General features: G+C 54.3%; 17 protein-coding genes and 1 pseudogene. 8 read left to right on the top strand and 10 right to left on the bottom strand.

The window, feature by feature from the left end:
• Window positions 1–6 precede the first annotated feature (6 nt).
• Window positions 7–1158 (top strand): site-specific integrase, encoded by a 1152-nt coding sequence (locus tag RHM69_RS04795; RefSeq protein ID WP_069556926.1) that lies wholly within the window; start codon window positions 7–9, stop codon window positions 1156–1158.
• A 368-nt stretch (window positions 1159–1526) separates the two neighbouring features.
• Here the strand turns inward: RHM69_RS04795 and RHM69_RS04790 are convergent, their stop codons facing one another.
• Window positions 1527–1862 (bottom strand): hypothetical protein, encoded by a 336-nt coding sequence (locus RHM69_RS04790; RefSeq protein ID WP_069556927.1) that lies wholly within the window; start codon window positions 1860–1862, stop codon window positions 1527–1529.
• 91 nt (window positions 1863–1953) lie between these two features.
• Between RHM69_RS04790 and RHM69_RS04785 the strand changes: the two genes are divergently transcribed.
• Entirely contained in the window at window positions 1954–2166 is a 213-nt protein-coding gene (locus RHM69_RS04785; RefSeq protein ID WP_069556928.1) for a hypothetical protein, read from the top strand.
• A gap of 180 nt (window positions 2167–2346) precedes the next feature.
• Here RHM69_RS04785 and RHM69_RS04780 read toward each other — a convergent pair whose 3' ends face one another.
• Genes RHM69_RS04780 through RHM69_RS04765 form a run of 4 tightly spaced genes read right to left on the bottom strand, consistent with a single transcriptional unit; the run spans window position 2347 to window position 5703 of the window.
• On the bottom strand, window positions 2347–2808 hold the full coding sequence (locus RHM69_RS04780) for an NUDIX hydrolase (RefSeq protein ID WP_069556929.1): 462 nt from the start codon (window positions 2806–2808) through the stop codon (window positions 2347–2349).
• Between the two features lie 24 nt (window positions 2809–2832).
• Window positions 2833–3483 (bottom strand): DUF7002 family protein, encoded by a 651-nt coding sequence (locus RHM69_RS04775; protein WP_069556930.1) that lies wholly within the window; start codon window positions 3481–3483, stop codon window positions 2833–2835.
• Between the two features lie 3 nt (window positions 3484–3486).
• Window positions 3487–5160 (bottom strand): adenylosuccinate synthetase, encoded by a 1674-nt coding sequence (locus tag RHM69_RS04770; RefSeq protein WP_322255482.1) that lies wholly within the window; start codon window positions 5158–5160, stop codon window positions 3487–3489.
• 3 nt (window positions 5161–5163) lie between these two features.
• Window positions 5164–5703 carry an AAA family ATPase gene (locus tag RHM69_RS04765; protein WP_069556932.1) on the bottom strand — a complete coding sequence of 180 codons (540 nt, stop codon included), beginning with the start codon at window positions 5701–5703 and terminating at the stop codon, window positions 5164–5166.
• Between the two features lie 277 nt (window positions 5704–5980).
• Between RHM69_RS04765 and RHM69_RS04760 the strand changes: the two genes are divergently transcribed.
• Window positions 5981–6376 (top strand): hypothetical protein, encoded by a 396-nt coding sequence (locus RHM69_RS04760; RefSeq protein WP_069556933.1) that lies wholly within the window; start codon window positions 5981–5983, stop codon window positions 6374–6376.
• 468 nt (window positions 6377–6844) lie between these two features.
• Here the strand turns inward: RHM69_RS04760 and RHM69_RS04755 are convergent, their stop codons facing one another.
• Window positions 6845–11227, bottom strand: coding sequence for an NACHT domain-containing protein (locus RHM69_RS04755; RefSeq protein WP_139129451.1), 4383 nt, complete (start codon window positions 11225–11227; stop codon window positions 6845–6847).
• A 308-nt stretch (window positions 11228–11535) separates the two neighbouring features.
• Here RHM69_RS04755 and RHM69_RS04750 point away from each other — a divergent pair, with 308 nt between their 5' ends.
• The 4 genes and pseudogenes from RHM69_RS04750 (at window position 11536) to RHM69_RS04735 (ending at window position 16765) form a co-directional block, all read left to right on the top strand.
• Complete coding sequence (locus RHM69_RS04750; protein ID WP_019817036.1) at window positions 11536–12591, top strand: hypothetical protein; 1056 nt, start codon at window positions 11536–11538, stop codon at window positions 12589–12591.
• A gap of 106 nt (window positions 12592–12697) precedes the next feature.
• Window positions 12698–13318 (top strand): annotated as a pseudogene (locus RHM69_RS04745) (tyrosine-type recombinase/integrase).
• 250 nt (window positions 13319–13568) lie between these two features.
• Window positions 13569–15392: a VPA1262 family N-terminal domain-containing protein gene (locus RHM69_RS04740; RefSeq protein ID WP_019817037.1), complete on the top strand. Its 1824-nt coding sequence runs from the start codon at window positions 13569–13571 to the stop codon at window positions 15390–15392.
• Complete coding sequence (locus RHM69_RS04735; RefSeq protein WP_019817038.1) at window positions 15389–16765, top strand: hypothetical protein; 1377 nt, start codon at window positions 15389–15391, stop codon at window positions 16763–16765. The genes RHM69_RS04740 and RHM69_RS04735 overlap by 4 nt, the downstream gene beginning before the upstream one ends.
• Before the next feature lie 235 nt (window positions 16766–17000).
• Here the strand turns inward: RHM69_RS04735 and RHM69_RS04730 are convergent, their stop codons facing one another.
• The 3 genes from RHM69_RS04730 to RHM69_RS04720 form a co-directional block, all read right to left on the bottom strand.
• Entirely contained in the window at window positions 17001–19040 is a 2040-nt protein-coding gene (locus RHM69_RS04730) for a hypothetical protein (RefSeq protein ID WP_019817039.1), read from the bottom strand.
• A 194-nt stretch (window positions 19041–19234) separates the two neighbouring features.
• Window positions 19235–20656, bottom strand: a complete 1422-nt coding sequence (gene ltrA, locus RHM69_RS04725) for a group II intron reverse transcriptase/maturase (RefSeq protein WP_011805433.1) — start codon at window positions 20654–20656, stop codon at window positions 19235–19237.
• Window positions 20657–21589: 933 nt separating this feature from the next.
• Entirely contained in the window at window positions 21590–21877 is a 288-nt protein-coding gene (locus tag RHM69_RS04720; RefSeq protein WP_019817042.1) for a helix-turn-helix domain-containing protein, read from the bottom strand.
• Between the two features lie 232 nt (window positions 21878–22109).
• On the opposite strand from RHM69_RS04720, the gene RHM69_RS04715 reads away from it, so the two are divergent.
• Window positions 22110–22397 carry a hypothetical protein gene (locus tag RHM69_RS04715; protein WP_171905453.1) on the top strand — a complete coding sequence of 96 codons (288 nt, stop codon included), beginning with the start codon at window positions 22110–22112 and terminating at the stop codon, window positions 22395–22397.
• Window positions 22398–22811: 414 nt separating this feature from the next.
• Here the strand turns inward: RHM69_RS04715 and RHM69_RS04710 are convergent, their stop codons facing one another.
• Window positions 22812–24266, bottom strand: a complete 1455-nt coding sequence (locus tag RHM69_RS04710) for a hypothetical protein (RefSeq protein ID WP_139129452.1) — start codon at window positions 24264–24266, stop codon at window positions 22812–22814.
• Between the last annotated feature and the right edge of the window lie 3 nt (window positions 24267–24269).

Genomic DNA, 24269 nt, shown 5'->3' with positions numbered 1-24269 from the left:
CATACGTTGAACGTATTAAATATTACAGATCAGTTAACCCTAGTCGACGAAACCCCGCTGGATCCGCATGTCTTGGCCATGAACGCGCAGCACGCAGCAGCGGCGTTTATCGCCGCCGGCACGGCGGCCAACACCGTGCGCAGCTATCGCAGCGCCCTCGCCTATTGGTCCGCCTGGCTGCATCTGCGCTATCGCCAGACGCTGGGCGACGCCCCTCTGCCGGCAACGATGGCGGTACAGTTCGTCCTGGATCACCTGGCCCGACCGCTGGGCGACGGCACGTGGGCGCACCTGCTACCGCCAGCGATCGATGCCGCCTTGGTGGCCGCACGGGTCAAGGGCGGATTGGGGACGCTGGCCTATAACACGGTCAGTCATCGCCTCTCGGTGCTCGGCAAATGGCACCGCTTGCAGGGCTGGGACAGCCCCACCGAAGCGCCAGCCCTGAAAACCCTGCTGCGTGACGCACGCAAGGCCCAGTCGCGCCAGGGTGTGACCGTGCGCAAGAAAACCGCGATTGTGCTTGAGCCGCTGCAGGCACTGCTGGCCACCTGCACCGATGGCGTACGCGGGAAGCGTGACCGCGCCCTGCTCCTATTGGCCTGGAGTGGTGGTGGTCGACGGCGTTCCGAGGTGGTTGGCTTGCAGATCGGCGATGTGCGTCGCCTGGATGCTGACACCTGGCTGTATGCCTTAGGCACCACCAAGACCGACACCAGCGGCACCCGTCGTGAAATACCGTTGCGCGGCCCCGCCGCTCAAGCGCTGAGCGAATGGCTGAAGGCTGCGCCTGCAGCGTCGGGGCCGCTGTTTCGGCGCCTGTATAAGGGTGACAACGTGGGCACGGCAGGCTTATCAGCTGACCAGGTGGCCCGCATCGTTCAGCGTCGTGCAAAACTCGCGGGCTTGGACGGCGACTGGGCGGCGCACAGTTTGCGCTCAGGGTTCGTAACCGAGGCCGGCCGTCAGGGGGTGCCACTGGGTGAAGTCATGGCGATGACCGAGCACCGCAGCGTGAATACGGTCATGGGCTACTTTCAAGCCGGTGCACTGCTCGAAAGTCGAGCCACGACTCTGCTTAAGTCATCGACCGTTGATGACCAAGAACCCCCGAAGGGCAAGCAAATTGGGGCAACCGAAGCTACCGAGCCACCTTAGTTGCTGGGTATGCGCGCACTGCGCGCGGGTCGATTTGAGTTTGAGTGTGTGTCGAATGCTCGCGCAGCACCACGGTTCATCGCCTGGCCGCCCGCTAGAAGCCGCTCGCCTTGTGCCTTCACCCGACGCGCTTCAAGCAGGATGCGACCGATCAAAAAAAGAGACGGCCGCCACTGCAATGGCGGTGACTCACCCTTCGTCTGAGACCGGTCATCTATCAGCGCTAAGACGCTGGCAGCGGCCACAATCTTAAAGCGCGCCAGCGTGATCCCCTTTTTCCAGCGGGGTGAGGTAACAATCGCAACCCTGGCACCTAAAATCCGCCTCGATCACACCGGGCAGCTTTTTAACGATGCGGCGATACGCAGTTACATCGACTTGACCGATACCACCTCCACGTACCGGAATTTCTTCCGCGCCGCCTTGATTGCCTCTTGCTCTGCGAGCAGAGAGCTCAGCGTGTCGGCCTCATGCACCAGCTCGTGCATTTGACCCTCAAAATCGTTCCCCACACGCAGCGTGACCCTCAACCTGGGCGTAAAACCTTTTGAGATTGAGGCCTTCTTCTTTGCACGCGTAACAGGCAGCACCGGTACATCATCCGGGGCGATATTTTGCTGATGCACAATGGCGCCTGGCGCAGGCGGCTCGACGTCGCCGAACAATGCTCGACGTATCTCTTCTTCTGTAAGTTCTGTATTCATCATTTTTCTCGTTGAGCCTGATCTATCAAGTGACCGACTCTAACCCGTGCCACTGCTATGCTTGTGTTTTCTCAATAGGAATTTAAACGAAATGGCGATGGAGTACTCACTTTCAGACTTGCTGGAAAGGCTGTATGAAAACCAATTGGCCTTGGAGGGGGCGCTGATGGAGTTGGTAATCCACGCCGAGGACCAGGGATCACGCGACGTCGGCGAAAATGTCCGCGGTGCGTTATATGTTTTGGGAGAAAATGCCGGCCACATCAAGCAGGGCTTGGCAAAGCTCAGATCTAGAAATCTTTGATCGTCGTGGTGCTGAACAACCAAATATTCGCACTTTGAAGACGTCTTATCCGCCTAGAGCTATCATTCAGGGGGGGGCAGCTATCAGCCAAGAGCGCAGCACCAAAAGTGCCTACGAAACTCGGGGCGATTCAAACATCTGCTTCACCATAACACTCATCGGGGATCTGGCTGCCAGGACTCACCCGACGCTATGATCAAGAGCCCTGCCAAACAGATTATTCAGATCCGACGGAAAAACCTTTTCATGGCAAGCCGCAAGCTCTCCTGAAGACCACCACCTCACTTCACATACCGCTTCGCGCTCCCGGTCACTCCACTGGGCGCAGGAGCACTGCTCGGTACCTGTGTACACCGTAAAGTAATTTTCGACCGCAAGCACATGCTCGCCATCAGGCATCTGCCACAGAAACTCCCTGTGTGCGATACAGCGACCTACGAAAGGTACCTCAATGCCAGTCTCCTCGTAGAGTTCACGTATTGCCGCCGCTTCAAACGACTCTTCATCCTTGAGCTTTCCACCGGGCGTCGCCCAATAGCTCATGCCCGCCAAAACACCAGCCTGATAGTGAATCTTAAAAAGCAGCAGTCGGTCGCTTGGACTGATCACCAATAAACGAGCGGCTAAACGCTTTCGCGGCATACTTCCCCGCTCCATGGATGACAACTAACCAATGACGCCCAATACCTCGCTGCCCTGCATCCTGCGAACTTCCACCACATAATCCGCGATGTTGGGAACGGCGTAATCGACAACTAGCTCGACGACGTTTTTCACGGGCTTGCCAGAACGCTTCACCGGGTAGTCCCCAATCTTGCAGAAGATGTCCGTGCTGCGACGGTGTGGCATCGGCCAGGTATTACCCGAATTCATATGGCACAGCCAGATGGCCTCGGCATATGCGGGGATGAAAATCGACGAGTTGAGAGTCAGGACGTCATGTTCCAGCTTGCGATAATCGCGAGCTCCGAGCAGACCGTGGAGGCGCTTTTCCTCGGCCCAGAAGAAAACTTTGCCGTTGATCAATTCATACCACTGGCGTGGCGTTGTTCCCCCCGTAAGCGCTCTAACCAACCGGCCTTCAGGCATCGGTTTCTGATCACGAAGTACGATATTGGAGGGGTCGCCTGCCTTCACATCCATCTTCTGTCCACGATGCTCACTCTCATATCGGGCGCGCTCACCTTCTCCCACTGCGAGGTGATCCAGAACTGCAGTGGCACTCATCAATCCGCGTGTGCGAATACTGTCCCAAGCGCCGCGTTCGGCCATGTGATAAACCCGAGGGTAAAGCTCGATCAGCTTGTCCAGATCCATCTATTATCTCCTGTCAGAACGTGCAGTCCAATTCCGCCGATCAATCAGAGAGCGTAAATCGCTCGCGTGGGGGTCTCTGGAAAAGCGGGTGTTGATAAGCGAGACAGGCGCCTGAGAAACGCGCTCGAGTTCCTCGACGAATTTGATCGTGTCCGGATCGAGCTGCTCGAACCTGCGCGCCTTGCTATTGGATGACTTCAAGTAATCGGCAAACGTCAGAACAATATCCGTCGGAGCGTTCAGGGCGCATGCTTTTCTGAATTGATCCCATTCGAACCATCCGACTCGCCTGCTGCGTTTGGTGGTGGAGGTTTTCTCTGCGGTGTTCAACGCCTGCGCTTCAAGGCCCGCAAACGCTGCGATGTCATCAAAGGTCGTCGCATGTTTGAGCGTCCCGGAGGTATGTCCATCCTCACCGTCGGGGTCGCCTACACGAATAGGCATGGGGCGAATGACCATCAGGATTTTGCGGATCCTGCTGGGCGATATACCAGCCTCAGCCAAGCATCCCGCAACATTCGTGTCCCTGGACGTCACGTGAGGATAATCTCCATGAAAAATACTCAGCCCGCTGCCCTGCGTTCCCTCCAGCAATATGGAATGGCCGCTGCGGTAGGCCTCTTCCAAACGGTCTGACGTGCAACCGTGATAGTTCCCAGGAGTACCGACGTATGGACGAAGCTCATCAACATCTCGTGCGAGCCGGATCTCTTTACCCCTGCTCAAAATACGCCGAGCAGCGGCTGCTCCACTACCGCTCCCTGTTGATGCAATTGTTGAGACCAGATGCCCGCCCCTCTCTGTCCCGATATCTTCTTCCTCAATGATGGTGGCCCGGGGATCAATGAATAGTCGATCGTTGCCGATACCGCACTCCTCGATTTCTTTCAAAAGCCCTGGCAAATGAATCGTCATGCCCGGGCCGAGAAGCAGTCGTCCTGTCACGTCCCGCGACCCAGAAGGCAGATGGTGGTAAATGTAAGGGCCGGCAGAACTGGCTACCGTATGTCCGGCATTGGGCCCGCCGACGCGAATCATCACGTCGTACTCGCGCGCGAGATAAGCGACGATGTTACCCTTCCCCTCGCTTCCATACTGCCCGCCAATCAGCACATCCACGCATCTGATTTCAGGCGGTGTGTACAGATGCAACCGAGCGGCAACCCGCACCAGCGTGTCATTTGAGTCCGAGCGTTCGGTGTAAATGCGGACGTCGGCATCATCCTTGAGCGCCTGGATCTCTGCCTGATCCTTGAGCTGATTGACCTCGCCATAAGACAAAGGATTGGCTTCACCCTCTATTCGCTTTGCATAACGGCCATGGAGCGTAGGGTCACTTGCGTAAAGGTGTACATGCACCAGGTTTGCACCGAAGACCTGTCGAAACTGCAGCACCTGCGCAAGCGTATTCAGGTGATCCACCACTAACGGTCGGCCATCTTTCTCCGCCTCGCACGCTGCCTGGGTTTCCCGAAGCATCCACTGGTCAGCGTCTTTCGCTTCGTGACGACGATCAGGTATGTCGGGTTGCGCCACGCGAAGGCGCCACTCGGAATCATCAATGGCTCGACGATCGCAAACCACGGCGAAGCCAAATTCCCTCTCCAACAAACTGGCCAAACCACTCTTGCCGCTACAGGTCTTGCCACTGATCACTACGATCTGACGAGTTTCCATGAGCTACATCTCCCAGATTCCTAATATTTGATCCGCAATTTGAAACGGGGTGTACGTGGATGTATCGAGAACTTTGTCCGCAAAACCTGAGAGCGAACGGGCACTCTGCTCGTTGGAATGCAACACGCTGGCGTTATATTCATCGAGATGGGAAGCGCTTCGTGCAGCGTACCTCTGTTGCAGGACAGCCTCGGGCGCAATGATGTGCAGGTGCCTCACCGCACTGCCGAAACGGAGTCGGAACAGTTCAACCTGCCGGGGCTTGCGGACAGCATCCAGGAGCCAGTTTTCGACGTCTGGCCGAGCTTGGATGGCTGGGTTTGCTACAGAGTCTATGAGCCAAGAGAAGTCGGTGGCCTTGTCGAGAGAGTCGCCGAGTTCTTGGAGGTTATGACGATCAAGTGGCTCACTCCGGGTAGCCAGGTGCGCACGCAGAAAGGAGCCGCTGCTGATCGGAACAAATCCATGGAGTTTTTGGAGGACGGCGGAAACCGACGTCTTGCCACTGGCCATCGGGCCACTTAGGAGAAGTAGTCGCTTCATGCTTTGACGATCCCTGTCTTGCGAAACCAATATAACGATAAAGTGTAGATTAGTTGGTGAATTTAGCCGGGATTTTCGTGAAACCGAAGCTAGGCACCAACTAGCTGAAATTTGCAGTAAATACCGCTGCTGCCGATGATAGATACCCAATGCCATAGCCTAAACTCAGATTAAGCGTATAGAAGCGATTGAGTACTGTTAGAGATTGAGTGCCCGAGTACCATTGCCATGGACGCGGAATGCCGCTTCTAAAATCATGCCTGAAGGGACGGTACCAATGAGTGACCAGACTGTAATCGCGATCCGCTTCACTCTTTTTAAGCACAGTAGGGATTCTTTTCTTGCGGCGTTAGACGATGCCTCCATTCGCCATTCCAGCGTGATGCAGTTTTCAGGACAGCCGCAGGCTTCGGGATTTGCCGAGATGATCTCAGCGCTGAGCGATGCTATGCCTTGGAACGGCATTGCTAAAGTGATCATCTCTTGGGTCGAGGCTCGGAAAAGCCGACGCGTAATGGTCCAAGTAAAAGATGGCTCGGTTGTCATTGAAGCCAATGGATACAGCGCAAAGGATGTGGAGCGCTTATTAAAAGCATGCACGAGCGTAAGCGTCATTGATACGCTGCCGGGGGAAGCAGAAGCCAAGGCCCTTGAATCAGATACTGACGACTGACCTCGGCCTGTCAGGCCTGGGCCTTTTTGCAACTAACTGCATAGCTCCGACCACTCACGCTCCAGTACTGCTTTTTGCCTGCTTGACGCAGCGTTTCTCGGCCCGCCTGATCAGGGTGTGTGCGCTGACCATAAATATAGTGAGCGCGATTTCGAGCAGGATGTGGTAGTTAGCCGAAACCCTACGCCGACAAATGCACGACAGGCGGCTATCGATCCACCGCTGCCTCTGGAGAACGGCAGCAGCCGGCCGAGGCTGTGTAAAAACAGTTTTGAGCGCGACAGCTACTCAAAACTGGACTGAAAATCGCGTTTCTACGCGAAATCCATATCTGCTGACGTGCCGATAAATTTCAGATTTAACGTAGACGCGCACACTTCAATTTTGGCGAAGCGTTTTTACACACTCTGGGCCAAAAGCGGTCAGTAGACGCACCAGCTCGCTTTGTAGTCTGCCCCAATAGCCGCGTCACACGAATTGAGTTTCGGCCTCCGGCGGCCATGCTCGACCCGTTGCTATATCCGGATGCCGCGGCTCGCCGTTAATTCGCCCTTTTTCGTCTCGGTATTCTTCAATTGCCAGTAAGCATTGTTTGGCCAACCGTGCGCGTGCATCGTTGGCAGGCAACATTGCGAAAAGTCGTGCGCGAATCCCTTTAAGGGGCAATCCAAACTCTTCAAAAGCGCCCCTCCATTGCTCCGAGGGCCGCCGGGAAATAGCTAGGTTTCTTAACGCCCTACCCAGATGTTGAAAAGGATGAGGGGCTTGGACATTACCTTCAAAAAGCGCCATGAAGTTATCCTCACCAGGTAAATCATCCATTGCCATTTCAAGAACACGGCGAGTGTTTCCGGGGGGCAGTGCAAGGTAGCGCTCGATCAGAATCCTATGGAAATCAGGGAGCGAAATGGCAAGCCTCGTTAACTCAGACGATAGGTGGAAGCCATCCCCTCCTGGGATTCGGCCCTCGCTAAGGTGCTCAAGCACCGCAACAGCCGCCTCCAGAGTGTTCAACTTCAACACCGCGCTTGTCCATTGGGAATCACCCAAAAATGCGGGGATGTCAGCGGCCAGACGTTCTAGCATGACAAACGCAGTATCGGCGGGGCTTTGGGGAATGGTCTCCAACAGACGCCGTAAAGCGTATGGGCTGCGGTGCTGATCCGACAACATAAATATGGCATCGTGTACCCGTTCTGGACCGTCGGAAAAAGGGAACAGGTCAATCCATCCCATCAACTCTCCACGATTTTCGTCAAGTCGCCATCTTTGTTCCTGGGCTTCGGAGAGTAGCGCCTGCACACCTTCCATCAATATCGCAGAGGGAATAACTTCTCCGGCGCGAGCAGCATTTACCAATAAACGATGCTTACACGGTGTCGGCTGAGGAAGCGACAGAAGCAAATCTATTTCTGGTCGCTTTGCTCCGTGCGGTAAAGCAAGACCTACACCGACAAGTACGAGAGCATGCTTCTGCTCTGCACCAGACTTTGAAGCAACTCCGAAATCCATCGCCACAGCAAAGATCGCCTCCGCAAAATCTGAAGTCACGGGGCGTTGCGTCACGCGCTCCGCTCTCCGAATCAGATGATGCGAATAATCGGTCGACCGACTGAAGTTCGGTTTTTTTGAAGGGGAATGATCGGCCAGCCAGATATCCAGCAACGCCCCTGCTGCCTCCTTACCCCAACGTAAGTCACTCAACCCTCGAATAAGGACTGCGACGGCGGGTGCATCATGCATAGCTGCCAAGGCCCGGGAGTACGTCAACGAATGCCCCGCTGGGATCACACCTCCACGTCCCCCAGCTTGAAGCCAACCAGAACGTTCAATCTCATATTCGACCAAGTCACGCTCAATGAGATTAAGCAATGGTTCCGCCAGCGCTGCATCCGCAACTCTTTCAGCGGCTCGAGCCACCTCGGAAGCAACATTACGGGGTAGTTGAGGCATAGCTTGTAATGTGTCCATCCAAGTGCCAACGACGAGAGACAAATTCGAGCGATGTTCATCGTCAAACGGAGGCTTCGTATCGCCACCACCATGACGGGCTAGGACGTCAGCTAGCAAGCCGATGCGACGATAGTTAGCTTCCTCGGATTTGGACACAAGCACCTGCGCGAAGACGTTTTGCCGTGTACTGGATAGCGCGTCTACCAATCGATTATAGGCTTTCGACAATGGCTCATCGTATCGACCGAGAAGAGCCTCTAGTTGACTATCTATCACAAACAACTGGTCGAAGAGCACAGCGATGGTGACCGGGCCAATGACAGCCGCCGCAGCATTTAAACGGCGCCCCGAGGTGAGCGGGTCGAAAGCAGCCTCAGCGACTGGTCCTGTATCGATCAGTGGCGTCTCATTGAGATAGTCTTCTATGTGATAGGGAAGTGGTAAATCCGCGGCGATTCTGGCAACGAGCCCAGCAGCAACGGCGAGCGGATATTTTGAGAATGAGGTCATCACTGCTTGTTCGATCCGGCTGCCATTGGGCTCGAACTCGACCGCCCCTATAAGCTGCGTAATTTGGAACTCCGTATCCTGTGGGCGCTCTTGCAAGATCCAGTCAAGCAATTGCCCTGGCGTAGCGTCAGCATTGCGTGCCGTTCCGCGCTGAGCAATAAGACGAGCATTAAGCTCCACATCAGTGAGATGATCAGGGAAACCCGCGTGCGCTATTACTTCCCAAACCGCGTCCGAAGCAGTCTCTAGAATTAGGTTCACATGGCGGTCAGCTCGGCGGAACGCCAGTGCAGTTACGACGGCGGCAACTACGTCCGGATCAGGATCGGAAGCAGCCAGTTCAACCGCTAGTTCTAAGCCATCGAATCCACTATTGCGTGCGATCTCAGGGAAAGCTATTAATCGCTGGGCCGTAGGCATCTCACCCAAATGGATCGCACAATCGACTCCGAGGACACTGGGGTGAAAACGATCAATTAATCCGAATAGGTCGAACTGAGTTTGACGTTCTGTGCTTGACACAAACGGCCAAATTGCTTGCACGAAATCGGGCTTGCCAGAGGCAACCATAAATCTCACAGCTCTATCAAGTTCTCCCGGACGGTGCCAGCACTCAATAAAAGCAAGAACTCCATCGCGCACCTTCCGCCATACCAAATCATCGGCTCTCTCGAGCATTACCGCAGCCAAAACCGGGTCAATTTTAAGCGCCTCATTAATCGCAACTGCGACTGACCACACGCCTTCTTCGCCTTCACGTGAAACTCTGTCGCATGCGAAGAGGACCGAATCCTCCCAGCTCGGCCAATTGAGCATTTGTTCGCGCAGCACGCTGAGCGCATCCGCATCCCCTGCTGACGCCTCAAGCATCACACGCTCTACTTCCAAAGACGCATACCAGTCTTGGAACAACTGATGTTGGAAACTCACTGCTCCGTCGATGCCAGTCGAGCGAACCAGCAAGTGCGCGGCAACTAACCCATCAACAATCGCACGGGGTTGCGGTGCTGAGCCAATTTGTCCCCCTGCAATAAGACACTTCGTGACATCTGAAATGATGCGGTTAGCGCTGGTGTCGGCGACTATAGTATTCGCGCCACGGATTGCTTCGACCGCAAGCCCAATCAAAAAGGCTTTATGCTGACCAACAGCATCTCTCTGCAAACGTTCGACTTTCTCAGGTGCGCTCTCATTTTGCTGCACAAACATGCGCAACACCGCTTCCTTCGTCACCGGGAATTCCGCACCTGTGGGCAACGTCAGCAAAGCATTTAAATAAAGTGGATTGCTCACTAACTCGCGCACTCCACGCGTTCGCCATGCCCTATCCACAAAACCAACGCCCTCATCCCCCCTCACCGCTTGCGCGATCTCTAGCTGTTGCTCATCGGAAAGGGGATCGATCACGATAATCGGCCGAATGTCCGGTAGAGCCTGACGTCGTGAGCTGATGACAATGCCGAGTTGCGGGTAGTCGCGCTGTAACGCCGTCAGGTCACGAGTTGCTCGCAACCGAGCATCGGCTGGTAGTTCATTCCAGCCATCCAACAGCAGAGCAAGATTCCCGTGGTAGGCCAGCTGCATCAAGTGTTCTCGCCGGATGCCATAGAAAGCGCTACGACGCAGGACGAAATCAAAAAAATCTTCCAGTCGGTCAGACCACTCACCGAGGGGGACAAGCATAGGAATCAAACCTTCCTGATTTCCCATGCATTCTGCAAGCTGTAAAAGTGTGGTCGATTTCCCGGTGCCGCCTACCGCGACAACGCCAACTGGCTCAGCAAGCGAAACAAGTCGTGCAAAGCTCTCAAACGTCACTGGGGGTGTGGAACTACCTTCAAGTCTTAGCGTTAGCGCAATGGTTCGCGCGGGTTGACCGGGTGCAGCACGGAAACCTTGAATGTCTCTTAGTGTCGCCGCACGAAGTCGTCCTCCGACAGCATCGATCGCTTCAACGGTTGGAAGGTTGAGCCCCCGAAGGAAATCCTGGTCTGCATCATCGAGCAGTTCAGCAGGCCTAATAGAACCTAGCTGTTCGCCACCGGCGATCGCACCCAACGCCCGTTGTATTGCCGTGTCTTTCCATTCTTGCAGCAGTGCGACCGTAAAGCGCGAATCGTCGGAATCGATGAGTTTTGAACAGCTTTGGCACATCCAGATACCATTCATGGGGCTGCTGCGCTCGGCGGAACTCATGTTGGGGTCGTAACGCTTTCCTCCGGGTGCCGCTGCTGCTATGTGCGCACCGACACCGATGTTGACCGTCCCTTCTTCAGCTAATGCTGGGCCGGAAGTCGAGCGCATACAGGAAGGATTCGAGCAGTGATAGCCCACACGAGCGGCAAGATTACGAATGGTTTGGGCCCGGAAATCGTCGCGCATAGACATTCAAAATTCTGTAGTGAAAATTTACAGCTCTACCAAATGTGATATAGCCAACGGTCTTGAGACTTACAAACTCAGTGTGTTCCCAGTTGCATTCAGTTTCAACGAGCAGAGTGAAACACTAAAATTGGCCAATTGGAGTCGTTCCCAATGGACTGCAATCGGCCATTAACTGACGAGCTGCGGGCCAGTGGCAGTTAATCCAGGTCTAGTACTCCGCGCGTTCGAACTCGTTCGATGGGGACCATCGTCCAATCGTAAGGGTCGCGAATGTATATTTAGGGGCCCTTATCATCTACTCGGAAATAATGATGGTTGACCAAGAATACGACGAGATGATTGCCCGTTATTTCACGGAAATGGAAAAGCAGTCCCGCAAACGGCTTGCCGAAGCAAATGACCTGATTTCGAAGTTCACGGCTTTAGCCGCATCCAAAGGTGTAATCCTCGGTGCGGAGTCATTCGAGTACATCCAGACCATCGGCATCGTTGCCAAGGCGCAGGGCATCGCAAGGACGCTATTGGGGCCAATCAGGGCCGAGCGCGATGGACTGCTGCCATTTAACGAGATCGCAAACCGACTCCCTCCTAGCCTCCATCACGAAGGATGCTTTGCCGGCCCCGACTTTATTTTGATGGCCCACCCTTGTTACCGGCGAGGAATGCACCCAGTCAACAACTGGGCCCCGAGGTTCGTAGATCTGTTCTGGCGATTCGACGGTCCCGGCATAGAAAAATACATTGCCCTCGACGAAGACCGGGTCCGGGTCGACGTCGGCGGGTTAGGCTATTTCGAGGCCGACACCTGGTATGGCGCTCCATTCGGCGAGGACATAAGAAACATCAAAACCGGAATCGCCAAGCTGCGCCCGCCACTGGATCTGGACGCTCGGAATATCTCTTTCTTCTTCGCCGACGCGTACTGTCTAGACATCAAGTGGAGCGAGTTAAATGGCATCAAGTCGTTCCAGGCCTTGGAAATGAAGACAGAGGACATTCAGATTGAGGTCGGGGGGCAATACTTCTTCCCCGCCCGCTACTTGCACGCCGAGTTCGATCTCGCGGCCAACTGTTTCAGGCACTTTGACGGCGCGATCCAGCTTTTCACGAAAGAAGAATATTTCCAGCGGCGGGATTCCGACTTCAACATGACGATGAAGAACCCTGCACACATTAAAGCCAGATCGAGCAAGCTCTTCAAGATCAATGGCCCGCTGAAAACGGAAGACTGGGTCGATCTATGCTGCCACTTCTATACAGCCAACCCCCTTACCTTCGAGTACTTCAGCGGTGAATATCCGAAGCACGTCACTGAGACTCTCGAAAGGATCAGGGGCCAAGCATCGAAACTCGCTGGCGAGACCTAACATCGCTGCTGGGTGGGTTTGTGAAGGGTAAGCTTTGGGTCGGATAGCGACTTCCAGCCATTGTGACTGATCCACCCTTGTCATCCCTCAACGTGGAGGGCGAGCCATGAACACCATAGCTAAATGCAGCCATCAGCCTTGGAACAAGGAAAAGTTTGTCGGGCAGAAAGCCCCGCTCCGAATCAGAGATATCTGGTCCATACGGGTCAGACTCCAGCTCGCGGAGAAGACACGGGATTTGGCGCTGTTCAACTTGGCCATCGATAGCAAATTGCGTGCCTGTGACTTAACCAAACTGCGAGTCCGAGACATAACCCATGGGGAGCATGTATTGTCACAGGCCATCGTGATGCAACAGAAAACTCAGCATCCAGTGTAATTTGAAATCACTGAGCAAACCCGAACGGTTCTTGAGGCTTGGATGCATCAGGCCCGTCTCCGCAGCGAGGACTTCTTGTTTCCGACCCGGTTGCACGACTCAGACCATCTCTCCACCAGACAATACGCTCGAATAGTCAAAGCGTGGGTGACAGCCATTGGCCTTGACCCAGCTATGTACGGTCCTCACACGCTACGGAGAACTAAGGCATCGCTAATCTATCGCAGGACAAAGAACCTGAGAGCTGTCCAACTCCTGCTTGGTCATACAAAGCTTGAAAGCACCGTCAGATACCTGGGAATCGAGGTCGATGATGCCCTGGAAATGGCAGAGCAGACAGAAGTTTGACCATCACTGCGACGGTCGATGCTAGGCCGTTGCTATCCGGCCAAAAGCGGACTTTCTCTGATGCACGCTAACATCTCAAAGTAGCCTCTACCTCAGCCCAGTATGGACTGAAAGTAATCAGAGCGATTATTCGAGCGTCCTCGTCCCCCCTTGTGCAGCATTTACGGCCCGGTCATATCGTCGTGCGATAACATCACCTTTCTGCGGCTGCTACCGCTGACTGTCTGAACACGGCAATTGAGCGGCAGACATGGCATTTATTGATGGTCAAATCATGCTGAAAAAGACGATTGATTGGGATCTAGTAAGAACACGAGCCAAGCTGGTTGAGCTCATGGAGCCAGGCGTACTGGGTTTTTACAACAGCGTCGAGATCACCGAAATTCTAGGCTTTGAGGACAAAAAAATCTTCAATGTGCTAACACTCGCCGTAGCGGAGCCGGGCGAAGCACCGAGTGAAATTGATTGGAACGCTGTTCGTTTGAACCAAGAGCGGATTCAGCTCCCAAAAGTCAGCTGCTCGTTCGGCGTTATGCGATATCGACTTTCTGTTTCCGCTTTCTTAAGAAAGTTCGCAGAGTGTGAGGTGGGTGGTCACTGGAAGACATCACCCGCTGATATCAAGTTCGGCGCTCTTGCCGCCACCCCGCCTCAGTTCATCCCCCCCGATGCAGACCAACCAACCCCTTGGAACGGTGTTCTAAAGAACAACTTCTTCGAAGGCTCCCATACGCTGGAGCTGTTTGATACGACTAAGGAGCATCTCAGATTCCTGCTCGAGGACACCCGCCGACTGACTCAGCTTGCGAACGTCGTAGGGCAAATAGTGCCGATAAAACTGGACGGTATGTCTGATCGTCTCGGAAATATCATCATCCAGCTACCCGTGACAGTGTTTTCTACTGTCGTTCGTAACTCCCCCGGCGGAGAGCATCGGCTAGGCATTGCCTGGCACCCCGACGTTACTCCCAGACAGGTCCAGATCACCGCCGAGATTCTAGACAACGCAGCCTTAAGTAGTTTTGATTCGGCAGTCATCACTACCGGCGAAGCGACCCTTGAGCTCAACGCTCGCGGGGGCGGTGGACGAATACGTATTTGGGACTTGGAAAAACGGGTCCTTTTATGCGCCACACCAGCGATGAGGTTTTTCACGTCTCTCCGGATGTCGACGAGGGCCGTTGGCGAAGGAGCCAGCGCAAAAAGTCGCAAGTTTCGGTTCACTGATTTTGATGGAAATGAATGCCAAAAAACGATTTGCCTGAAAGAACCGTCTGAACTAGGGCGGCTCATTGGGAGCCCTCCCGAAAGACCGCGGGAGCCCTGGGTTGCGCAACGAGTGTTCCGCGATTCCATCTCAAGCCTAAGGGCACGCAAGGAGTTCGTGCAATACGGCCTCGACGCAGATCCAAACCCACCGCATGCCTCTGAGACATCATCAGACGTTCAGGCTGCTGGTATTGGCCAAGAAGGGCCGCTAGTTTACGCCCCGCCGAAGCACAAAAGAAAGACAGCCGCACTTGAGGACCTGCACGAGCTTATTTGCGAACATGGTGATGAAGGTGTGTGGTTGTGGGATCCCTACCTCAATGCGGATGACGTGCTACGCACACTTTTCTATTGCCCACATGATGGCGTTCGACTTCTTGCCTTGACTGCCGGTAAGACTATCAGTGACTCCACAAAAACTGGGGAGGCCCCTAAACCGACTAATGACCGGGAAAGTCGAATAAAGGCACGTAAGAAAGCAAAACACTTGAAACGTTTGCTAGCTGAAAAGCTGGAGTCGGCGAAAGGCAACTGTCTTGGACTTGAGCTTGAGTTTCGCATTCGCGAAGGAGGCGCAGGCTGGGCATTCCACGACCGCTTCATCATTTTCCCAAGAACTCAGGGTTCCGCTTTGGTCTGGTCGCTGGGGACCTCGATCAACAGCTTCGGTGCTGAACACCACATACTGCAGAAAGTCACGCACGGCGAAGCAATTGCACAGGCCTTCCAAGACTTGTGGGGACAGCTTCAAAAGGAAAAATACTTAATATGGAAAAGCGTTCCCGACACGGAGCGCACGGTATGAAAGAACAGTCGTTACAACTTATTAATATGCCCGAGGCTGTTTCCACCGCATTAGGGGACAGCCAAGTGACGCTCCTCGCTGCTAGCCCAAGTGAGGTAAAGGCCTTCAATCGGGCGCTCAATCGACTTCTTTGGCACGGAACCGAGTCTGGCACTCCGGAAGAGCAGGCATTGCATCGAACTCATGCTCAACAATGGGCGCTTCGGCAACTTGAAGTGCTGTCCTTAGACCCTGACCAAAGCCTCAGTCCCCTTCGAATTGTCTTGACTACTCTGTACATTGCCTCACCCTCAGCCTCAGAGGCTGCGCAGATCGTTCCACAAGCGCTCTCGCACGCTAATTTCATAAAAGGTCTGGTCACCCTGGTGGAAGAATCGTCCCCGGATATCCGTATGATATCCCGGCACCAATCTCAGCAGGAGTTGCGCGAAGCACTTCAAACAGCCGATCGCGATGCCAACTACCATCGGCTTCGACATTTGACACGTCATCAGGAAGCAGACATAGCGCCGGATGCTTGCGTCGCGATCTTGCTGCTAACGGCATTTGCGCCTGCCGAAGTTTCGCGCTTAATTCAGGAAAAGCGAGATGTGCTTTTTTCGTTTGCAGTCCAACGTCTACTTGGATCGCAATCCGTTCAACTCGCGTTGTCAGTCAACAACGTTACATTCAAATACTTCAGCGTTTGTTCCCTCGCTGATTGCCCAGCAGCACAGGTACCAGAAGCGACAGTGGCGGACATTGCCACGCTGCATGTTCAGGTCGCCCAGACCGAGAGGTGGCGAGGGTGGATCATGGACTTGGCTCGCTATCCACATGAAGACACGGTGACAGAGATGGCGCTCCCGATTGCGCTGGCCCAGCTAAACGCCATGCACTGGGCCGCCTTCATCGATGCTGTAGAGCTCTGGACACTACCCAGCACCGCTAACGCGGTTGCAAGGCTTCTCGTTCCTTTCATCCAGACGAAGGGGGTAGAGGATTCGAGGGAAATGTGGCGTCTTGCCTTCACGCGCTGGGATAATTGGGATTACGGCCATAAGGAAGCTGGAACGGGCCTGACAGCACCTTCGACTTGCTCCTTCGACTTTCCAGTGGCCGTTTACTACGCAAGCCTTCCTGAGGTTGAGATAAAAGCTGAAATTGAGAAACTGCAGGTCGAAATTGCGTGCGTCGAGCAGACCTGGTTTCCAGCCAAGAGCTCGCTCTTGAATGAGCGAAATCGTCTTTCCTCTCGAGTACGCCTCGTGAAACACGCGCTAACACTGCTGCATCCACCCAGTGAAGGTCTTCATGCACTCCCTCCTGCCATAAATCCCGAGAGCGAATTCGCTGGCGTTCGTTACGAGTTTTATGACGCCCATGCACGTTAGCGTTTAACACCGGTAGCAACAGAAGTGCGGCTTCGCCGCACAAAAAAAGGTAACCACTTTGGCGAGCACGGTTTCGGTACCGGCGAAGCATATCCATGGGCTCGGTGGCGAGCCAGATGCCGTCAAAGGCGGCTATCGGCCAAAAGCTGCCCTTCGCTATGACCCCTCCTCCCGGCACACCTTGAATCGTGGTCTGATCCATTTTTTTGGCGGGGCCTAAATGAAACGGGCGGTCTCAGATGTATCGGCTGTGTCGCTCAATAAGCAATTGCCTGTCATGAAATACCATCCAAGGCATCAGTGATTCGAACGCCGCATCACGTATTCGTGGATCAACCCATCCGTCGTCCTCGCCGATTGCCTCAAGGATGGCGCGCATCACATATTCTACGCTAGCCGGTTCGGTGATGATCGTCCCGCACCTCATTTGTTCGGCGAGGTGGGTTCTGAGCTCAGCGTGGTCCTGACAGCTAGCTCGTAGTCCCAGGTTAGCTCCCATGTAAGGCGCATTCCCACGCCCGCCCTCAAGCAAGCAGAGCAGCGTGCGATAAAGCCCCATACAAGCTTCGAGACTAAAATGCGCCCGACTACAGCGTCCTGCGATGTTGTAGAAGCTTTGAAGGCGACTTAATGTCAGAAAAAGCCCAAGGCTACGGAAGGCGTCTCCTGGCAACAGATGCACACTTCGGACTTCACTCACTATCCAAGCGCTGGTCCAAGTTTCTACGATCCGTGCCATCTCGTTTTGCGTTGCTTTCGGATGCAACCAACGCTGCAATCGCGTGAAGCGACTCGCGGAAATCCACCTACCGATGGCGGGTAGCAGTTCCTCATAAATCCAGGTGTAGGTATCAATGCAGGACCAGACGGCTCGGCGGTCCGCGCGCCCGTCAAGAAAGGACGGGTCCCAAAGAATAGCTATTTCCGATTCATCGCAAAGATCGGGGATATTTACCCCCCAGAAAATACCCCTGTAGCCCAACTCACAGAATGGCATCAGCCGATCCTGAGCCTCATGGAAAATATGCCACTCAGTCGTGCCTTTACGTACGTCATGATGATTGGCGAACGCGAGAATCCATTCCCAGACCCGCCTATCCACTTTGCAGAGTGCCACCTGCGGCCCGTTCCAAGTTACGACTGGAAAACCCACTGACTCCCAATCAGACTCTTGCTGCCGCAACGCACCGAGGTATACGTCAGAAAGCGCATCCGAAGCTTTGATGATCTCCTTGAGGGCCTCAGGAGGGATTATGAAACGGCAATGATTGAGATCGACGATTTCGCCAATTTTGTCCGAGGCCAGGGGCCCCTTGAAGAATGGCCTAGCTTCAGAAGATACAGGGCTCTCAGAATGGCCCAGAAAGTTCCTTAACATCCACTTTTGATCCAGAACCACATCCACACCCGCGGTATCGGGAAGCTTCAGCGAAACGATGGCAGATCCCGGATACTGAAACTCTTTGCCTCGAGGCAGCAGCGCCGAAATTTCGATCCAAGGCCTCCTCATGAACCAGCCTCGGTCTGTGCCGTGGCAGGTAATCAGCTCCTCGTTCGCGCCTCGCTCCTGACCTATAAAGTCATGAGCCAGCCTCGATACGTGCGGTCGCGGGTCTTCAAGCGCCTGAAGCAGCGCGTCGTGAAAAGCGACCCGTCGCATCCACCCTGCCCCCCACCCCGCCGCCGCCATTTCACCGAAGAATCGACTGATCACGTCAGGTGCTGCTTGCAGCTTCTCTGAAAGATGCTCGGCGGTCCAAATCACCCCTTCGATGCCTCGGTCGGCTAGTTTTCTGCGAGCCTCAATCCACTCGCCTCCCAACCCCTGCACGCCACTGCTGGAAAGAACCAAGGTAAATACGCGCGCGGTGTCGGCCCATCGTCCAGAGAGAAAACGATCCACCGTGTCCCTTAACGCACCGGGAGTAAATCGTTTCCAGCATTTGCATTCATAGACCCGCAATACGTCCGGCTGCGAACGATGGAAGGCAAACAAATCGATTCCGCCCTGAGGTTTTGCTCCCTGTTTGCCCAGCACCTGGCACCCAACTAGGTCATGATCCTTTCTAAGTAGCCACCAACAGAACTGCTCGAATTGCTCCCCGCTCATGTCGCTGAACGAAAATGGAGATGCCCCCAATGGAGTGTGCTGCGAATGTACGGTTGCAGAAGCCAAGTCATGCAGGTGTGCGCCCCATTGTTGCGGGAAAATAGGTCTGCCCAGCGCGTCCTGTTCCTGTGTTTCTAGCCCAAGCGTTCCCCAGTTCACGTTCAAATCTACCTCGTCAAATTGGCCTCACTGCCTAGCATTCACGATGCCAGAGTCGGGCGCTGTCTGCATGAGGGCGATGCTGACTTGATCGACCAGTAGAACCAAACGTTTTCAGAAGTTTGCTAGATCGAGTAGGAGGCGGATTCACATCCGCCGTCCTCTCACACCACCGTACGTACGGTTCCGTATACGGCGGTTCAGGTTATACGGTTAAGTCGGTTTATCGTATCCAGTATCGAGACCAGCCCGAGGCGGTCCCACAGCTTCTTCGGCAACGCCTGATTCATATGGGGCGCTCCCGAGTTCCACCATGGGCCTCGGCCATTGACTGCCGATTTCCACGCCCGCGCCGCATTAAGTCCCAAGCGTATCAAGTTGCGCGCCCTCGTAGAGGGCCGCTTCCATTGACGCCAGACGATACAGCGAAGCTTGTGACGCACCCAGCCGTCCAATTCCTCAAGTGGCCGTCTGCTCTGGCTCAGCTTGAAGTAGCCCGCCCATCCGCGCAGCACGGGGTTTATCCGCTCGATGACAGTCGCCACCTTGTGGCCCCGCGCTTTACGTAGCAGCTCTCTGAGCCGGTCGCGCAAGCGACCCAGGCTCATCGTCGCCACTCTCAGTCTCGGTTGCTGATGCCAGCTCATCCCGTAACCCAAGTAATCACACATCCAAGACCCGGCTACTCGGCTCTTATCCCGATTCAGCGTTAGTTTCAGGCGCTGATTCAGGAAGCGCTCAACACTGGCCATCACTCGTTCGCCAGCACGAGGGCTGCGCACATAGATGTTCGCATCGTCGGCATAACGCACGAAGCGATGACCCCGCCGTTCCAGCTCGCGGTCGAGTTCGTTGAGCAGGATGTTCGACAGCAACGGCGAGAGCGGGCCGCCTTGCGGCGTCCCTTCCTGCCGTCGGCTGGCGATCCCACCCGACATCTCACCGGCTTGGAGGTACCGCCGGATCAGTCTGAGCACGCGTTTATCTACGATTTGGCGCGCCACGTACGCCATCAGGAGATCGTGGTTGACCCGGTCAAAGAATTTCTCAAGATCGAGTTCCACGCACCAGCGATGCCCTGCCGCCACATGGGCGCGGGCTGTCTCGATGGCTTGGTGGGCGCTTCTGCCCGGACGGAAGCCGTAGCTGTAATCCGAAAACAGCGGGTCGAAGATCGGCGTGAGCTGTTGCAGCAGTGCCTGTTGGATCAGGCGATCCACGACGCAGGGAATGCCCAGTTGTCGGGTGCCGCCTTTGGGTTTGGGGATGTCGACGGCGCGTACACCTTGCGGGTGGTATTCGCCGGCCAGCAACCTCCTCTGGAGGATCGGCCAATACTGATTCACGTAGTCCGCCAAGTCGTCGACCGTCATGCCATCGGCACCCGGCGCGCCCTTGTTGCTGACCACGCGCTGATACGCACGTCTGAGGTTGGCCGGTGCAAGCACCCGCGCCATCAGCGTGTCCGGCTCCGCGTTCGTCCACGTCACAGATGCCGTCGATACCTTTGCGCTGTCAGCCGTCATCCTCGGATTCTGTCCGGGACTCGGAGTCACAGTCTTCTCTTGGAGAAATTTCTGCATTTCGGTATTCAACGAGACTCTGACGCCTACTGGCGGCATAACCTGTTCGGCCCTTGGTGGCGCGGTTATTCGCCACTTACTACGGCTTCGGCTGACTTCTGCACGCTCATCCCATCGCCTCTCGACGCTCGGTAGCACACTGGCAAACGTGCAGATCTCCCAGGGTAATTCGCGCGACCTTCCTGCTTATGCCTGTCGGATCTACGTCACAGCGTTCCGTGCAAGTATTGGGCTTTGAAGATTTTGGCCTTCTTACCCCGCTGCGCCGCCTCTATCCGCTTCCTGTTCGTCAGGCCAGCATTTTGCCTCGGGCTTCCTTCAGATTCGCAGTCACCCGCGACACCCTTGCCTCTGGCTAACACTTCCCCTTGCCGGGTGTGTAGAGGACTTTCACCTCCCAGTCACCAGCGTGGCCACCACAGCCAAGCTGGTTGCGCTTGCGCGCAACGCGCCATGCCTGGCGCACCAAAAAAAAAGCCCATCGGGTGATGGGCTTTTTCATTTCAAGTGTCTCCGAGAGGAGGTTTTCACCCACGAACCTCAGAGCGAGCCCTTCAAGCTTATTGATTTGGATATGCCTAGTCAAATTTTGACGTTGATACCTGACTTCAGAGCTCTCTAGACTTGGATAGGGCGACTTAAAACCCCGCTGCGATGTCAAATGTCACGAAGTACAGCAATGATGCTTTGCCATTAGAAATGTGCGCTGGATGGTTGTTTTAGCAAGAGAAAATAGGCACAGGAACTCTTAAATCATAAGATCGTATTCCTCCACATAAATAAATATGCTTTGGCGGAACCAAGCCTTAAGGCTTGGCGGCATGGGCTCTCGCCCGAAGGCTTCACCGGCATGCGCGCTCCACGGGGCAAGTGCATCCATATCGGCTCGCCCCACACAACCTCATGCTAGGCACCGACCTACTCCGCATGCAGGAGCGTCGCCATTGACTTAGTCCTGATCCGTCGCCTCGCTCAACCTTCAGATGCGAGCGCCGTTAGCTCACCGTAGACCTGAGCAAGCATTCCTTCAAGACTGAGCGTTTCATCGCGTAGCAAATAGGCATACGCGAGCAGCGTCAGCGGTTGGATTTCCATCACGGAGGCCAGCTCCCCTACTTTCTCCAGCGTAGGGCTCTTGAGACCGCGCTCCAAGGTGCTGAGATACGTACGACTGCTGACGGTCGAAAAGTCCTCTTGAGTAAGCCCGCTGCTTTTCCTGAGACGCTGCAGCGCCAGTCCGAATGCTTGGTTTAGCTCCATTTTGCACAACTCGCAAAAGGAACTATAAGGCAGCAACGACCACTTTAGAGCTACAATCTATAGTGTTCATTTTCGCTAGGGTTTCGGTGGTATGTTTAGAACGACACGGGATGCGGCAATACCCAGGCCGGCATTTCTATGCGAGGACGTACAGCTATGGTCGTACATCGAGCATGGCTTGCATGTGCCTTGGTTCTACGTACGATTGGTTCATCATGAGGATGGCCTGCAGATGAGCCAAATGTTGATGCTGTCCAAGGTAGAGACCTTGCAGAACGTCTTGACTGAGAAAACATCTACAGCATGGGTGGAAGACGTTCAGTTGGTCAGCCCAAGTTATGTCAACAAATCCGATCGATGGCTGATGGAGCCTCTCCTGGAATTGACGGAGGTGGGGAACGGCCCAGGCAAAGCGAAATCCTACATCTATAGAGTGCTAGGTGACCGCCTCTACACCCAAGGGCAAACAGACGACGTGACAGATCAGGTTGTGTGTACCATCTACTTAGCGAAGGGCTAAAAGACACTGCAAAGAAACACTCAGCGTGAAATACGTACTCCTCAAAAAGACCAGTGTAGGGGGTAAAGCCTAATGGGAAGTCTAAAGGAACCGAGCACTATACAATCGCTAGTACGGTACATATTGGATTGCTGGAAGCTATATTGGGCACCGTTGATTTGGCTAACCAGGCAGTTATCGATCAGTCGTCGCCCCAAAAAACACAGCGCTAAGCACTAACCCCGCTCTGCGGTTAAAAGTGAAAAAAGTCTCCTAGACTAGCGAGGCTGGCATCGTTGTGCAAATGACTATGCTAGAGCCATAGGTGAGAAATGGTATGCAGTTTTGAAGGCATTTCATAACAACCGTCACACCTGCTTGCCGCCACCCTTATCGGATGAACGACAAACGTCTTTTAAAGCAGGTGAATCTACGTCAACCTGCGGCTACAAATGGCGATGGGCGCCCTATTTTGTTGTGTTTGCCATACCAAAAGCGTAGAAAAGTCTTCGGTTCGGGTGTGTAGGACCAGCTGTTGACGGCTTCAGTTGCGTGAAAATTACTCTGGTCGCTAACGCGTAACCTCATACTGCATCGCTTATCGCTTTGCCGAGATAGCCAGTCGGAGCAAACGTGCAAGCAGGTCACATCAGAACTTTTATCTACGTCAACACTGGTAATGCTGATGACATCCGCCCCCAACATAAGGGAATCTCCACCCGACAGCTCAACCGAAAAACGGTCCCGGTCTCGGTTGCAATTTGCGCATCTGGATTCAATGCCGGTCCAGATAGCATAAAACTGCGTTATCCAGAGAGTCATAATTTGACGTGGAGAGGTCGGACGGAAACGCCAACTCGGTGTAGTAAGATTGATCGCGCGCCCATCAGCAGGAAATCGATAGTGCAACGCTAAACGCCAAGCCAAAAACGCTGCAGACACCGTACAGGCGCACCGGCAGTCGAGACCATGTCGACTCTGAGCATCTAGGGAACTCAGATATTTATAGCACTCCAAATGCGGTTTCACATACGTCTTGTACAAGTATCGACGAACACACCGGTATCGAACGTATACTTCTCGCGCGCTGAGATCAAAATCTGTAGCCTCTTGATGACTGTATGTAGCGCCGATCTTTCTATAAGGAGGGATGGGTCGAGTAGTGATTGCGTTAGGAAAGGGGAATCCTCGTAATTCGGTGATCGCGAAATTGAGACCGATATTGACGAACTGCGCTTGCTCGTTAAAGTCTGTGCTTTCTACTTTGGCGGCGTGAAGCAGAGACACTGCGTAGTCGACTACAGGATCTTTCATTGCACTCGCAGCATGAAGCCATGCTTCGATCCTTAAGCCAACTTCCACATACTTATTCCGCTGCTCTGGAGTAGTGCTATTCAGGTAGACGGACCCGGAAGAATCAAAAACAAAATGATCGCAGCGCGTCTTGGCGACGAATCCTCCAGGTGATGGAGAAAAAAATAGTCCTAGCCTCATGGCATTGCTGCAGGGCACGCATAGCTCAAGTGGTAGGTTATGCCAAGGGCACCGCTTTATCATTTGGAGAAGAAAGAACACTGAGTGGTAACCTAGAGCGATACATTTTGCGCAGTGTCGTATATAAACCACCGAATTGAATGGCGTACATTCCACCAGGTTATCGATAAAAGCCCGCCTGACTGCAGGATATGGCAGGGAAAGCGCTTCGGCCAGCTTGGAGTCATCAATGGCACGCCCCCTCCAGTACTGAACAGGACGACTGGACTGCTGAAATCGTGAAATCTCGTTGAGTAGTTGTAACGGGCGAGTGAAGTTTAATGCGCTTGCTTTTAGCAGGATCCCCCACGATGACTCAAATGGAATATAGTTAAAGTGTCCATATGTGAGTTTCATGGG

Origin of the sequence: Pseudomonas sp. CCI1.1 (assembly GCF_034348165.1) — a bacterium.
In the GTDB taxonomy this organism is placed as follows: Bacteria; Pseudomonadota; Gammaproteobacteria; order Pseudomonadales; family Pseudomonadaceae; genus Aquipseudomonas; species Aquipseudomonas paracarnis.
This window is presented reverse-complemented; position numbering and strand designations above follow the sequence as displayed.